This window comes from Rhodoferax lithotrophicus (genome assembly GCF_019973615.1).
GTDB classification, from domain to species: Bacteria; Pseudomonadota; Gammaproteobacteria; order Burkholderiales; family Burkholderiaceae_C; genus Rhodoferax; species Rhodoferax lithotrophicus.
On sequence record NZ_AP024238.1, the window covers coordinates 2,610,837 to 2,625,486 of the forward strand.

Annotated in this window: 12 protein-coding genes; 3 read left to right on the plus strand and 9 right to left on the minus strand. The window is 56.6% G+C overall.

The window, feature by feature from the left end:
- Positions 1-25 precede the first annotated feature (25 nt).
- From LDN84_RS12050 to LDN84_RS12060, 3 genes are read right to left on the minus strand one after another with little or no spacing between them, the layout of a single operon-like run.
- The gene (locus tag LDN84_RS12050; RefSeq protein ID WP_223912956.1) at positions 26-1,201 is read right to left on the minus strand and encodes a patatin-like phospholipase family protein; all 1,176 of its coding nucleotides are present in this window, start codon (positions 1,199-1,201) and stop codon (positions 26-28) included.
- A gap of 1 nt (position 1,202) precedes the next feature.
- Positions 1,203-2,036 (minus strand): HDOD domain-containing protein, encoded by an 834-nt coding sequence (locus LDN84_RS12055; protein ID WP_223903706.1) that lies wholly within the window; start codon positions 2,034-2,036, stop codon positions 1,203-1,205.
- Between the two features lie 6 nt (positions 2,037-2,042).
- Positions 2,043-4,523 carry a Tex family protein gene (locus tag LDN84_RS12060; protein ID WP_223903707.1) on the minus strand — a complete coding sequence of 827 codons (2,481 nt, stop codon included), beginning with the start codon at positions 4,521-4,523 and terminating at the stop codon, positions 2,043-2,045.
- A 73-nt stretch (positions 4,524-4,596) separates the two neighbouring features.
- Between LDN84_RS12060 and LDN84_RS12065 the strand changes: the two genes are divergently transcribed.
- Together LDN84_RS12065 and LDN84_RS12070 are read left to right on the plus strand one after the other, a co-directional pair.
- The gene (locus tag LDN84_RS12065; protein ID WP_223903708.1) at positions 4,597-6,681 is read left to right on the plus strand and encodes an HDOD domain-containing protein; all 2,085 of its coding nucleotides are present in this window, start codon (positions 4,597-4,599) and stop codon (positions 6,679-6,681) included.
- Between the two features lie 44 nt (positions 6,682-6,725).
- Positions 6,726-8,855, plus strand: coding sequence for an EAL domain-containing protein (locus LDN84_RS12070; RefSeq protein WP_223903709.1), 2,130 nt, complete (start codon positions 6,726-6,728; stop codon positions 8,853-8,855).
- A gap of 111 nt (positions 8,856-8,966) precedes the next feature.
- Here the strand turns inward: LDN84_RS12070 and LDN84_RS12075 are convergent, their stop codons facing one another.
- The 5 genes from LDN84_RS12075 to acuI form a co-directional block, all read right to left on the minus strand.
- Positions 8,967-9,467 carry a GNAT family N-acetyltransferase gene (locus tag LDN84_RS12075; RefSeq protein ID WP_435405879.1) on the minus strand — a complete coding sequence of 167 codons (501 nt, stop codon included), beginning with the start codon at positions 9,465-9,467 and terminating at the stop codon, positions 8,967-8,969.
- Between the two features lie 103 nt (positions 9,468-9,570).
- The gene (locus tag LDN84_RS12080) at positions 9,571-10,584 is read right to left on the minus strand and encodes an NADP-dependent oxidoreductase (RefSeq protein ID WP_223903710.1); all 1,014 of its coding nucleotides are present in this window, start codon (positions 10,582-10,584) and stop codon (positions 9,571-9,573) included.
- 107 nt (positions 10,585-10,691) lie between these two features.
- Positions 10,692-11,156 carry a PaaI family thioesterase gene (locus tag LDN84_RS12085; RefSeq protein WP_223903711.1) on the minus strand — a complete coding sequence of 155 codons (465 nt, stop codon included), beginning with the start codon at positions 11,154-11,156 and terminating at the stop codon, positions 10,692-10,694.
- 2 nt (positions 11,157-11,158) lie between these two features.
- The gene (locus LDN84_RS12090) at positions 11,159-11,947 is read right to left on the minus strand and encodes an SDR family oxidoreductase (RefSeq protein ID WP_223903712.1); all 789 of its coding nucleotides are present in this window, start codon (positions 11,945-11,947) and stop codon (positions 11,159-11,161) included.
- 117 nt (positions 11,948-12,064) lie between these two features.
- Complete coding sequence (gene acuI / locus LDN84_RS12095) at positions 12,065-13,045, minus strand: acrylyl-CoA reductase (NADPH) (protein ID WP_223903713.1); 981 nt, start codon at positions 13,043-13,045, stop codon at positions 12,065-12,067.
- A gap of 86 nt (positions 13,046-13,131) precedes the next feature.
- Between acuI and LDN84_RS12100 the strand changes: the two genes are divergently transcribed.
- Complete coding sequence (locus LDN84_RS12100) at positions 13,132-13,743, plus strand: C40 family peptidase (protein WP_223903714.1); 612 nt, start codon at positions 13,132-13,134, stop codon at positions 13,741-13,743.
- Here LDN84_RS12100 and LDN84_RS12105 read toward each other — a convergent pair.
- The gene (locus LDN84_RS12105) at positions 13,700-14,623 is read right to left on the minus strand and encodes an adenylate/guanylate cyclase domain-containing protein (RefSeq protein WP_223903715.1); all 924 of its coding nucleotides are present in this window, start codon (positions 14,621-14,623) and stop codon (positions 13,700-13,702) included. The genes LDN84_RS12100 and LDN84_RS12105 overlap by 44 nt on opposite strands.
- Positions 14,624-14,650 lie beyond the last annotated feature (27 nt).

Here is a 14,650-nt window from a genome sequence, read left to right on the forward strand (position 1 = left end):
GTGCCTCTTGCGCACCTTCATGAAACTAGAGCAGCCTGACCTTACTCAGGTCAGGCTGCTCTAGCCAGGCGGCAAATTCGTCAGCAAGTTGGTGACAGGCACTCACGGCAGCGTTCCAGGCATTCATGCGGGCAATCAAATCAGCGCCATAGTGCATAAAGTCACCCCGATCAGGCAGCTTGCCATTGGGCAGGGTTTTGACCCAATCCGGGTTCGGAGCCAGCAACACCATGATGTCCAAAAATGGCGTACTGCCGTGGCGCCACGACAGATGTTTATCCAGCCAGCCCGGCACCACGCTACGCTGGAAATGCGGGTACAGCACCAAGCCAGCGGTGTGATCGGATGCCCTGGCATCTTTTATATGATTTTGCTCTGTAGCGATTATGGAATAAGCCTGAGTAGCTCTTGAATCAAGAGCATTCTGAACACCGGCATAGTCCAGGTGCAAGTGGTAATCGGTCACCCCGCCATCCCAATACGCACCCGCTGGCGCATCGGCAATGTCATGCACCGCCTGGAGCACAAAAGGAATGGAGCAACTGGCTTGTAATGCGGCCTGAAAATTTGCCTCGGTCAGGGCCACCTGTTGCGTCGGGTAATCATGCGCAACAAAAGGCAAATCGGGCAAACCTGTGCCTGGACCGCTGGAAAACACCACCCGCTCCAGCCACGGCCCCAAGGCCCGGCGCGCCAGTAAATTGCTGAGAAACGCGCCCACATAACCCAGCGCGGTCAACCCATGACGTTCACGTGAGAGCAAGCCGCGTCCATGCGAGGTCAGTACATGCAAGGCGTAACGCGGATGCTGCAACACCTCTGCCAACCGTCCGTCATAAAACGCCTGCAAATTCGCACCAAACAGAGCGCTCACACGTGAAGCTGGTGGACGTTTCTCACCCGGCAGCAAGTCGTAATGCTGACCAATGTACTCACGCTCCAGCCGCTCAAAAGCCGCAACCGGATCATTCAAACAAGCGCTAGCCATGCGCCAGGCACCAATGGAGGCCCCGACCAAATGCACGGCTTGACTGGATTGTGGCAACCACTGGCCAAAAATAAAGCGATCCAGCGGCCCCAGAATCAGCCCTTTGGGGCCACCAGCTGCGGCAGCCATCGTGCTGACATCCTGTGGACGCAAGCCGTACCGCCCCAGGTGCGCCATAGCCTTGGGGCCCGCGTAAATCTGCAGCGCCTTCATTTCAGTAGACAAGGTCCGCAAAACGGCTGCCAGGCACTTGTTTGGACCAATCAATCGGGTCCTGCTGGAGAACCATGTCAATGTCTACCCCTAAGACTTCAGCCACTGGCGACGGAAAGCTCACCGCCAACGCCTTGGCATCCAGGCCCGCTTGTTTGGCCCGGGCACGCCAAATGGCCAAATGCAGCACACCGGCCATGGGCTCATAGGCATCGTTGTCAAACGGTGCATGCGCAAATTGCAAAGCATTCACCATCACTTGCGGGAAATGCCAAAGAGAGGCCAATCCGGCGCTGACCTGGGTATAACCAAAACCCAGTGCCTGGATTTCAACCCGTTCGCGCCGGAGATCCAATGGGGAACAGACCACATCCAGCTCCACCGCTTGGGGTATGGCCAGACGCATCGACAGTTCACCGATGGCGTGAATCAAACCACAGGTTGTGGCCGCTTGTTGATTCAAACGCAGCAAACCTGCCAAAGAGCGCGACACCCGGGCCGTGTCCTGACTGTAGGCCCAGAATTTGGGCAACAACAAGCCAGGCACGGTTTTGAATGAAGCCTGACTGGCCGCTTGGCTCACCATGGCATGCACCTGCCCCAAACGCAGCACCACCAGCGCTTCAGCCACACTGTGAATCTGCCCGGCCAGCTTGAACATGGGCGCATTGGCGGCCTGTAACAAGCGGGTCGTCAGCGCCGGGTCATGGCCCAGGAGCAGGTCAATACGACGCAAATCCTGCCGCGACCCAACCAGCTCACTCATCAGCAAAGCCATCACTTTCGGCACGCTCGGCATGACAAAACGCTGGTTCAGCAACGTGGCCAGTTCCATGGTGCGTTAACTCCCCAAGCCTTTGAGTTTGGCGAATGCAGAGGACATGGCGGTCGATGGTGGCGCACTCTGCGCCTGGCGCGTACCCTGCCCGGCATAACCCGCCCCACCCGAGCGGCCACGCTGCGGTGTATTGGCCGCCTGAAAATGGTTGTCGCCCACATTGCGTGCGGGTGCGGCCCCCAGCTTCATGGTCAAGGCAATACGTTTACGCGCCACATCCACCTCCACCACCTGCACTTTGACAATATCGCCGGTCTTGACGACTTCACGCGCATCCGTCACAAATTTGTGGCTGAGCTGGCTCACGTGCACCAGCCCATCCTGATGCACCCCCAGGTCAATAAAGGCACCAAAAGCGGCCACGTTGCTGACCGTGCCCTCCAGCACCATGCCTTCTTTCAGGTCGCGGATGTCGTCCACGCCGTCGTTAAACCGCGCCACCTTGAAGTCCGGGCGCGGGTCGCGGCCGGGTTTTTCCAGCTCACCCAGAATGTCCTTGACGGTGATGACCCCAAACTTTTCGTTGGCAAACAGCTCTGGGCGCAGGGTTTTGAGCATGTCGGCACGGCCCATCAACTCCGCCACCGGTTTGCCGGTTTTGGCAATGATTTGCTCCACCACCGGGTAGGTTTCCGGGTGTACGCCGGTCATGTCCAGCGGGTTGGAACCACCGCGAATACGCAGGAAGCCAGCGCTTTGCTCAAACGCCTTCGGCCCCAGGCCGGTAACCTTGAGCAAGTCCTGGCGGCTGGCAAAGGCCCCGTTGGCCTCGCGCCAGCGCACCACCGCCTTGGCCACACTGCCGGACAGGCCCGAGACGCGGCTGAGCAGTGGCACACTGGCCATGTTCAAGTCAACCCCAACCGAGTTCACGCAGTCTTCCACCACCGCTTCCAGGGTTTTGGCCAGCTCACTCTGGTTCACATCGTGCTGGTACTGGCCCACACCGATGCTCTTGGGGTCAATCTTGACCAGCTCGGCCAGTGGGTCTTGCAGGCGGCGGGCAATGCTGGCGGCACCACGCAGGCTCACGTCCACGTCGGGCATCTCTTGGCTGGCGAATTCGCTGGCCGAGTAGACGGACGCACCGGCTTCCGAGACCACTACTTTTTCAATAGCTGCTTGCGCTTGTCCTGACTGCGCTACAGCCTGTTTTGCCATTAATTTAATGAGATCAGCGGCAAGTTTGTCAGTCTCGCGGCTGGCCGTGCCATTGCCAATGGCGATCAGGTTCACGCCATGTTTTTGGCACAGTGCCCCCAGAATGTGCAGCGAGCCGTCCCAGTCTTTGCGCGGCTCGTGCGGGTAAACCGTGCTGGTATCCACCAGCTTGCCGGTGGCATCGACCACCGCCACTTTCACACCGGTACGAATGCCGGGGTCTAGCCCCAGCACCACACGCGGCCCGGCCGGGGCGGCCAGCAGCAGGTCGCGCAGGTTGTCGGCAAACACCTTGATGGCCACCCCTTCCGCGGCTTCACGCAGGCGGGCAAACAGGTCACGTTCGGTGGACAGGCTCAGTTTGACACGCCAGGTCCAGGCGATGCATTTGCGGATCAAATCATCTGCAGGACGGCTCTGATGGCTCCAGCCCAACTGGAGTGCGATACGCGCCTCGGCCAGGGAAACCGCCGCAGGTGCTTTTGTTTTTGTAGCTGCTTGCGCTTGATTATCAAGGGCTAGAGGCTTGTTTTGCGCTGATTTTTCGGGTACCAAAGGGGCTTCTGGCAAAACCAGCTTGGCCTCCAGAATTTCCAGGCTGCGGCCACGAAACACGGCCAGCGCCCGGTGCGAAGGCACGCGGCCAATGGGCTCGTCATAGTCAAAATAATCGCGGAATTTGGCCACATCGGGGTCAGTCTCGTTTTTGCCCTCGACCAGTTTGGATTGCAGCAGACCCTGCTCCCACAGCCATTCACGCAGGTTTTGTACCAGTGCGGGTGTTTCGGCCCAGCGCTCACTCAGCAGATCGCGCACACCGTCCAGCACGGCTGGCACGGTTGAAAAATCAGGCTGCTTGTCTTCCCCCTCCACCACTGGGCGCATCGGTATCACATAAGCCAAGGCTTCATCAGCGGGCACCAGCATGGGGTTGGCCAACAAGGCATCCGCCAGCGGCTCGAGCCCGGCCTCACGGGCCAGCTGGCCTTTGGTGCGGCGTTTTAATTTGAACGGCAGGTACAGGTCTTCCAGCTCCTGCTTGGTCGCTGCCGCATGCAGCGCGGCCAGCAGTTGCGGCGTGAGCTTGCCTTGTTCGTCAATGGCTTTGATCACGGTTTGCAAACGGTCGCGCAGCTCGCGCAGGTAACTCAGGCGGGCCTCAAGCTCGCGCAGTTGGATGTCGTCCAGGCCACCGGTGACCTCTTTGCGGTAGCGGGCAATAAACGGCACGGTGGCACCACCGTCCAGCAACTCCACAGCGGCGGCTACCTGACGGTCTTGAACCCGGATTTCTTGCGCAATTTGCGCGATGATTTTGTGCATAAGTCAATAAACAGCCAGTTTTCAACTGGCTCAAGGGTCAAAACAAAGGACTGAGTTTGCCATAATCATCGGCGTGACACATCTGCCAGAAACCATTCAAACCCTTCTGCAGGCCGCCCGTTTACCGGCCCTGCCGCAAGCCCTGATCAAACTGATGGCCCTGTGCCAGTCTGATGATGCGGGCATGGCTGAATTGGCCGAAGTCATTGCCACCGACGCAGCATTGAGCAGCCGACTACTCAAAGTGGCCCACAGTGCGGCTTACCACCGGGGGGATGGACAACTTAACCTGCTGCAAGCGGCCAACACGCTGGGCACGGACATGATCAAGGTGCTGGCCATTTCCGAATCGGTGATTCAGACCCTGGCCGCGTTTGGTTCGCCCGGCAACATGGATTTGCGCCCGTTCTGGAAACACAGCCTGACCGCAGCCATGCTGGCCAGGGCGCTCGCCCAGCAGCAGGACTACCCGGCTGCGGACGATGCCTACTTGGCCGGGTTGTTACACGACGTGGGCCGTCTGGCTTTGATGAACTGCTCACCTCTAACCTGCCAAGGCCATTTTTTAACTTCGGATGATCAAACGCTTTGTGCCACCGAGCAGCAAGAGCTTGGTTTTACACATGCACAGGTCGGTGCCTGGCTGATCAATCAGTGGCATCTGTCGGCGGAAGTAGCCGAGGCCGTGCTGCACCACCATGAACCAGTCAGTCAGCTCAGTGGATCAAGTCCCTTGGTACGCATCCTGAGTTTGACGCACCAGTTGCAGCAATGGGTGCCCGCAAACTCTGAAGATCTGCCTGAGATGGACACGGGTGGCGCACTGGATGGTGAAACCATGCAGCAATTGCTTGAAGATGCCAGCCACCAGGTCTTGCGCACCGCACATGACCTGGGAATAGATATTTCCGAGCCGATCGCCTCTCCGGTGCAAGCACCATACATCGCCAACCCGGCACAACAGCAGCTGGCACAAGAAGTACAAACCCGTAGCCTATTCAATGAAATGAGTCAACAATTGGCCCAGCACAACTCTGTGGTCACGCTGCTGACAGCGGTGCGCGAACACGCGGCCTTGTTGCTCGGACTGGATGACACACTGGTGATGCTGCTGGGTGAAGACAGCCACTCATTGGCGTGTGTATCGGTCTCGGCCAAGCACTTTAATCTGGCCGTCTTGTCTGTTGACAGCCGCCAACACCCGGTGTTGATGCACTGCCTGCAGCAGAAAACCCTTTCGGTATCCGATGACCAAACCGCAGGCAATACCGAAATTTGCCGCTTGCTCTCCACGCAGCATGTGGTGGCGGTGCCTTTGTTAACCGCCAAGCAGGTTCTGGGATTGTTGGTGTCTGCCGTGTCAGACACACAGTTGGCCCAGTTGCAAAGCCAAACCCGGTTTCTCCAGGCTTTTGGGCTACATGCCGGATCAGCCCTGTCGCGCCATCTGCAATCCGTGCAGGCACTTGACGCACAGATTGCCAACCTCAAGCGCGAGCAGTTGATCAACGCACGCCAGCTGGCTCATGAGGTGCAAAACCCGTTGAGCATCATCCAGAATTATTTGAGCCTGATGGATGAAAAAATTCCAGCAACACAGCCGGAACGTGCTGAGTTGTCCGTGATCAGCGGTGAGGTTCAACGTGTTGGTCACATCATTGAGCAATTCACCCTGAGCGCAGATGCGCTGGTGCTGGAGCCCATTGATATGGCACGGGTGGTTCGCGAACTGGTACTTTTATTACAAGCCAGCCGATTTTTTCCGGCAGACATCAAGCTTCAATGCGAATGGCCTGCCAGCACCCATCAGGTAATGGGATCGGCCGACATGGTGAAACAGATTTTGATCAATCTGATCAAAAACGCCCGTGAAAGCATGCCTGACGGGGGCCATATCGTGGTCAGTGGCGGTGCCATGATCAAACAGGCTGACAAACCGTTCATTCAAATCTGCGTCAGTGACACTGGACCTGGCTTGGATGCCCAGCAACAAAGCCGGATGTTTCACCCCGTGACCAGTGACAAACATGGCCCTAACCGTGGCCTGGGCCTGAGCGTGGTGCAACAATTGGTGCAAAAAATGCAGGGGCAGATACGCTACCGCAGCAGCCCTCAGGGCGTGAGTTTTGAAGTTTTGCTGCCCGCCGTACACGGCTGACAACACATCCCGTCACGGGAACACACCCAAGAAAGGCTGAGGTTTTGACCTTCCCCCAACACATCCAGCCAAGCCAAGCCAGGATTTTGATCGTCGACGATCACCCACTGGTACTCAGTGGCCTGGCAAACATCCTGGCCGGTAGGGGGTACATCATCGAAACCGCAGATTGTGGACTGGAGGCCGTTCGCCTGCTCAATACCAGCCTGTTTGATCTGGTATTGCTAGACCTGTTACTGCCAGACATCAGCGGACTGGAGGTGATGGACTACATGCACGAACACCATATGGATGTCTGTGTGGTGGTGATCAGCGGCAGCGCCAACATTGACAATGCCATTGGTGCCCTGCACCGCGGTGCATTTGATTTTTTGCGAAAAACCTTTCCCAAGGAAGAGCTGCTTAAAACGGTTGACCATGCCCTGCGTCAACGCTGGCTGGCACAAGACAACCAACGACTGAATCAACAACTGCAGGCTTCTGAAAAAATTCACCGCTACCTGCTGGATAGTTCCCCTGACATCATCTACACCCTGGATGAGCAAGGCCACCTGACCTATGTGAATGACCGTATCCTGCCCTTGCTGGGTTGGAGGGCACAAGAGTTGATTGGCCAACACTACACGCAGCTGATTCATCCCAGTGACCTCAGGCGTGCCGAATACGCACTGCGCCAGAGCACCGAAAAACTCCAAACCACACGCAATGTGGAACTGCGCATGCAGTCACGCCATGCAGACAGCAGCATGCGGTTGTTCAGCCATGAATTGATGCGTATGACACTGCCACTCAAGGCCGACGACAGCCCCAACACATCACCGCGCTGGGGCACCTATGGCATCGCGCACGATCTGACCGAGCACCAGCGCATTGACGCCCTGGTGGCACACCAGGCCTACCATGACATCCTGACCGGCCTGCCCAACCGTGCCCTGTTCAAGGATCGACTGACTCTGGCCTTGCTCAACGCACAGCGCCACCACGACATGCTGGCGGTGATGGTGCTTGACATTGACCGTTTTAAATTGGTCAATGATTCCCTGGGCCATGATCTGGGCGATATCTTGCTGGTAGAAATTACCCACCGACTCAAGGCCGCCCTGCGCGGCAGTGACACCTTGTCACGCCTGGGTGGTGATGAATTCACCGTGCTGCTGACCGAACTGACCACATCGCAAGACGCAACCCAACTTGCCAACCAGTGCCAAGCCTGTCTGCGCCAACCCATTACCCTGAACAACCAGGTGATTCATGTGTCAGCCAGCCTGGGCATCGCCCTGTACCCGGAACACGGCGACACGGCCGACGAGCTGCTCAAACACGCCGACGTGGCCATGTACCACCAAAAAGCCAACGGCAAAGACGGTGTGGTGATGTTTGACACACCCATGCTCCAAATGGGTGCTGAGCACATGATGCTGGAGCATGAGCTGCACCTGGCACTGACCCATGGTGAGCTGGAAATGTATTACCAGCCGCAAGTGGATGCACAAACCCGGCAAATCACGGGTACAGAGGCCTTGATGCGCTGGAACCACCCTTTGCGCGGCTTGCTGGGTGCCGGAGAATTTTTACCCCTGGCCGAAGAAACCGGCCTGATCATCCCCATGACCGACTGGCTGCTGCAGGCCGTCTGCAAAGACCTGAAAGCCTTCAACCAGGTCGGTAAACAGACGCTGCGGATGTCCATCAACCTGCCTCCACAATATCTGGATCGCGGCAATTTTGTTGAAAAACTGCAGGACGTACTGCGGCGCCATGGACTGTCTGCCGCTCAATTTGAGGTGGAGGTCACAGAAAACATTTGTATCCGTAATCCCTTGAACGCTATTGAACAGCTCCATACACTTCGCCGACTCGGGGTACGTATAGCCATTGATGACTTTGGCACCGGTTATTCTTCACTGTCCTACCTGCACAAGTTACCTTTGGACACCCTGAAAATTGACCGCTCATTTGTCATGGCAATTCATGCCGATGACAGCATCTCACCCGTGGTCATGGCCATCATTTCGGTGGCCAAAGGCCTGAATCTGCACTTGGTTGCCGAAGGTGTTGAAACCGAAACCCAGCTGCGCACCTTGGCACAAGCGGGTTGCCACACCATTCAGGGTTTTTATTTCTTCAAACCGATGCCCAAACAGGCTCTGCTGTTGACATTGCAAAAAAATTGACTCAGGTAGCACGCCATGCGGCTTTGAGCGACTGCCCCAACTCGGGTTTGTGGGCAAACGGGTCACCCGGATGACGACCTTGCATGAGGTCCTCCCTCCGTCAAATTCAGCTCAGGCCTGGCGCAGCATTTCTATGTGGGCAATACCGTCTTCGGTATAAGGTTGACCCACTTCCACAAAGCCATGTCGTGCATAAAACCCCACCAGATGCGCCTGGGCACCGATACGAATGGCTTGTGGCCCCCAGACCTGAGCAATCGCCAGCACAGCCTGCTCCATCAACGCATGGCCCAACCCGCTCCCTCTGCAACTGCTGCGAGTAAGCACGCGGCCAATGCTGGCTTCGGCAAACTTGGCTCCGGGTGCCAGGCAACGGGCATAGGCTTGCAGCTCACTGCGTTGGACACCCAACAAATGCATGGCTTCGCGGTCATGCCCATCCATGTCCTGGTAAATACATTGCTGTTCCACCACAAACACCTCACTGCGCAGGCGCAGCAACTCATACAACTCGAAACTACGCAAGTCGTTAAAAGCCATCAGCCGCCACACCGGGGCCTGGTTGACTTCTTTGTTGTGTAAACCACCGATCGACCAAAGTTTGAATGTCATACGCTGACCTCCGTATCAAATGAAGAGATTCGGCTCATCATAAGGGGAAGCTGCCAACGTCTCAACCAAGCACTGGCTTGCCGTCCCTGAGCATTTTCCAACGTCAGAGTTGGACCAACTGTTTACCGAAATTCTTGCCTTTAAGCAAGCCCAGAAAGGCCTCAGGTGCGGACTCAATCCCATGGGCCACACTCTCACGGGCACGCAACTGGCCACTGGCCACCAGAGCACCGAGTTCTTTCAGGGCTTCTGGCCAGACCTCCATGTGTTCGCTGACGATGAAACCCTCCACTTTCAGGCGGTTAATCAGGATCAGCGCCGGGTTGGCCATGGGCAACGGCTCGCCGTTGTAACCCGCAATCATGCCGCACACGGCCATGCGGCCAAAGGCATTCATGCGGCTCAGCACGGCATCCAGCACGATGCCACCCACATTTTCAAAATAACCGTCAATGCCATTTGGGCAGGCCGCCTTGAGCGCCTTGGACAGTGACAGCGCCGTGGGGTGTACCTTGTAGTCAATACAGGCATCAAAGCCCAACTCGTCCACCGCGTAAGCGCATTTGTCGGGTCCGCCAGCAATACCCACCACGCGGCAACCACGCGCCTTGGCCAATGCACCAAAAGCACTGCCCACAGCACCGGTGGCGGCACTCACCACCAGGGTTTCACCAGCTTGAGGGGCGATGATCTTCACCAGGCCGTACCAGGCGGTCACACCCGGCATGCCGACGGCACCCAGGTAGGCACTCAAAGGAATGTGGGTGGTGTCGACCTTGCGCAATGCGCCGGGTTCGCCCGCATTGACCACGCTGTACTGCTGCCAGCCGCCCATGCCAACCACCTTGTCGCCGGGGGCAAATTTGGGGTGGCGGCTTTCCACCACCTCACCCACGGTGCCGCCGATCATGACTTCGCCCAAAGGTTGGGCGGCCGCGTAACTTTTGTTGTCGTTCATGCGGCCACGCATGTAAGGGTCCAGGCTCAGGTAGTGGTGGCGCACCAACACCTGGCCATCCGTCAGTGCCGGGGTTTCCACAGTGATGCACTTGAAGTTGCTGGCTACGGCTTCACCAACAGGGCGGTTGTCAAGCAGGATCTGGGTGTTGAACGGCATGTGAATTTCTCCAAAAAATACTATATTTTTAATAGCTGTTTGCGCTTTAAATATAAGCACCAGAGGCCAATCTCTTATATAAAAATCACATTTTGCATGCGGTTTCTTCAGGCATCGTTCTGCAGGGACGGACTGTTGAAGTCATGCACTTTTTTACCCCCCACAGGCAAACGTTTGATGGTCTTGAAGGTTCCTGTGGCATGGGCACAGGCTTTGCCATGCTCATCAAACACCGTGCCCTCGGTAAACACCAGGGTGGCGGTGCGGTGCAACACCTTGCCCAGTGCGATCAGGGGGCCGTGTGATGGGCGCATGAAACTGGTTTTCATCTCGACGGTGACCACACCAGCGTGTTCCAGATCAGAGCGCGCCGCCATGGCCATGGTCACGTCCAGCAGCGTCATGACCGCGCCGCCGTGTGTCACACCATACGAATTTAAATGCTCGGGTTTGGCGGTGTAGTGGATTTCAGACTGTCCACCCGAAAACACGGTCAGCACAAAACCCAGATGGGCAATAAAAGGGTTGGTCTTGCCAAAATCGGTGGTCGGAAGCGTGAAGGTGGATGTCATACTCAGCCCCCGACCAAGGCGCTGACACCACCATCCACCGCCAGGACCTGACCGGTGATGTGTTTGCCAGCCGCACTGGCCAGCAGCAGCGTGATGCCTTTGAGGTCTTCATCGTCCCCCAGTCGTTTGAGGGGGGCCAGTGCCGCCAGACGCTCTTCACCCAATGCGGCCAGCGTGCCCGCCGTCATTTTGCTGGGAAAAAACCCCGGACAAATGGCGTTGACATTGATGCCGTACTGTCCCCATTCACAGGCCAGCGCACGGGTGAAGTTGATCACCGCACCCTTGCTGGTGTTGTAGGCCAGGGTATTCAACCCCACCGGGTTACCGCCCAGCCCGGCGATGGAGGCCACATTGATGATGCGCCCGCCACGCTCGATCATGCTGTGTTTACCCACCAGTTGGCTGAGCAAAAAATAGCCACGCACGTTCAGGTTCATCACCTTGTCCCAGGCGGCCACCGAGTGATCTTGCGCCGGTGCGCCCCAGGTGGCTCCGGCGTTGTTGATCAAAATGTCAATGTCACCCATGCGGTGCAGTGTCTCGGTGACCAGCTTTTGAATGTCGGCTTCAACCGCGCAGTCTGCCGCGACCCAGCGAGCATCTATACCCGCGTCTTGTAATGTGGCGCAAGCCTGTTCGAGTTCATCGGCCTTGCGTGCGCAGAGCATGACACGAGCACCAGCCTCACCCAAGGCCTGCGCCATTTGTAAGCCCAACCCGCGCGAGCCGCCGGTGATCAGGGCATTTTTGCCGCGCAAGTCAAAAAGTTGCTGGATAGTACGGGTCATGGCCAAAGTTTCCTGTGTTTCAAAAATAGAACTGAACAATTTTGCAGGAACACCTGTACTGCAAAACCCAAGCCTGTCACTGAGGCGATAGGTGAATCCACCCCACCAGTCAAGCCGTCAGTCGGCAATCCTGACCACTACCCGGCCTCGCACTTGGCCAGCCATCAACGCCGCCGCTTGAGCCACGCAGTCTTGCAACGAAACCTCCATCACCATACGCTCCAGCAAGGCGGGATCAAGATCACGCGCCAGGCGATCCCAGGCACGCTGACGCTTGCTCAAGGGGGCCATGACCGAATCAACTCCGATCAAGCTGACTCCACGCAAGATGAAAGGCATGACGGTGGTGGGCAAGTCCATGCCTTGAGCCAAACCACAGGCAGCCACCACACCGCCATAACGGGTTTGTGCCAAGGCATTGGCCAGCGTGTGGGAACCCACCGCATCCACCACACCGGCCCAGCGCTCTTTTTGAAAGGGTTTGCCGGGCGCTGACAAGGTGGCCCGATCCACCACGCTGCTGGCCCCCAGGGTTTTCAGGTAGTCTTCTTCGCTGGCTTTGCCAGTGGCTGCCACCACCTGGTAGCCGAGCTTGGACAACAAGGCAATCGCCACACTGCCCACACCACCCGTGGCACCGGTCACCAGCACCTCACCGCTGCCAGGCTTGACACCATGGTCCTCCAGTGCCAACACACAGAGCATGGCGGTATACCCCGCCGTACCGATGGCCATGGCCTGACGTGGCGTGAACGCTGAAGGCAAGCGCACCAGCCAGTCGCCTTTGAGCCGTGCTTTTTCAGCCAGACAGCCCCAATGGGTTTCGCCCACGCCCCAGCCGTTGTGTACCACCTGATCACCCACCTGCCAGTCTGGATGACTGGACTCGATCACCCTGCCTGCCCCATCGATACCAGCCACCATGGGCCACAAACGCACCACCGGGCTTTTGTTGGTGATCGCCAAGCCGTCTTTGTAATTGAGCGTGGAATAAGCTACCGCCACAGTCACATCACCTGATGGCAAACGGGATTCATCCAGTTGCATGATGCTGGCGTGAAAGTTTGGCGCATTGTCCAAAAGTAAAGCTTTAAACATAGAAACCTTAAATTACATAAAAATCAAAACGTTATATGACATTTCAAGAAATCACTTCAAGTTATCAAAACCGTTAAACTCTTGCAATGCTACAACCCTTGCGAACCCTTGTATTTTCTGTGTGCTTGCTGCTTTTGCACGCTATTCATAGTGTTCACGCCGCTCCTCCAGAAAATCCCGATGAACCGAAGTTGCTCACCCTGGCCGCGAGCAAAGGACTTTTAGGTCATATTGATCAGGTTCGCCAATCCATGACCGACAAGACATCTGACCTGGTGGTGAATGCCCTCGGGTTTCTAGGCGTGCCCTACAAGCGTGGAGGTACTTCTGCGGACACCGGCTTTGATTGCAGTGGCTTCGTTAAAGCCATGTATGAGCAAACTGTTGGACTCATTTTGCCGCGCAAGGCTGAGCAACAAGCTGCAGCCACTCAGAAGATAGACCAAGCCGATCTCAAGCCGGGTGATCTGGTATTTTTCAACACCATGCGCCGCGCCTTCAGCCATGTCGGTATTTACATTGGTGAAGGCAAATTTATTCATTCACCCAAACCTGGGGCTGAAGTACGCGTCGAAAGTATGGACTTGTCGTATTGGCACCGCCGCTTTGACGGTGCCCGCCGGATACTGACACTGTCACCCGAGCCCCTGCCAGTCAGCCTTGAGAATGAACCCAGAAACTCACCACTGGTGCGCTGAGATCACTGAAAGTTGTCCCCAGTGCAATTTCACCTCGGCCATGAAGCACACACTCTTCACGCCGGAGCAACAGGTCTGAGCCACCACCCAAAAACCGTACCCATGAGCCATAGGTACTGACATCGGTCAGCACCACATTGCCATTACGCCAATCCAGACGGGCATGCCGTCTGGAAACATGCAGGTCACTCACCACAAAATCAGCCTGACGAATGCGCCCGATATGGATCGGTAACTCGTAAGTTTTGAAAGTCTTGTGATAGTTCAGCCAGGTCAATTCAATTTGAATCACGGCCTCCCCTGGCTGAGCCTCGTTCAGACCATCCAGGTTTGGTGATTGAATGGTGAAGAGATCAGAATCCAGATCTTCTTGCCATTCAATCTGATAAACAATACACGCCTCTGAGCGGCCCTTGACATGGATCGGCCCCAAATAACGGGTGCGGACACCTGGCAAAAGTTTGACATCATCCAACACCTGACTGCTGGCCCAGATCTGATGTGCCCCGGTCAGTTCACTTAGACGAGCGGCGATGTTGACGGCATCGCCATAACAATCATCATCCACCATTTCCACATCGCCATGCGCTACACCAATCCGCAAGGGCATATAGGTCTCAGATGGTGTGCGGGCCAAACGTTGGGCATAAACGCGCTGAACTTCTACCACGGCCGCCACAGCAAGTTTTTTTTCTTTGAATGTGACCAACACACCATCACCCAGAAACTTGACCACACGCCCGCCACCTGCCATGAATTCATCCGCCAGCCAAGTGGTGATTTCAGTCACGGCGACCGTGGCTTTGGCGTTCCCCAACGTCTCAAACACACCTGTGCTGCCGTACAGATCAGCAAAAACAACTGTGGATTGAATGCCCATGAAAAGAAATGATTGTGTGTAGTGGGT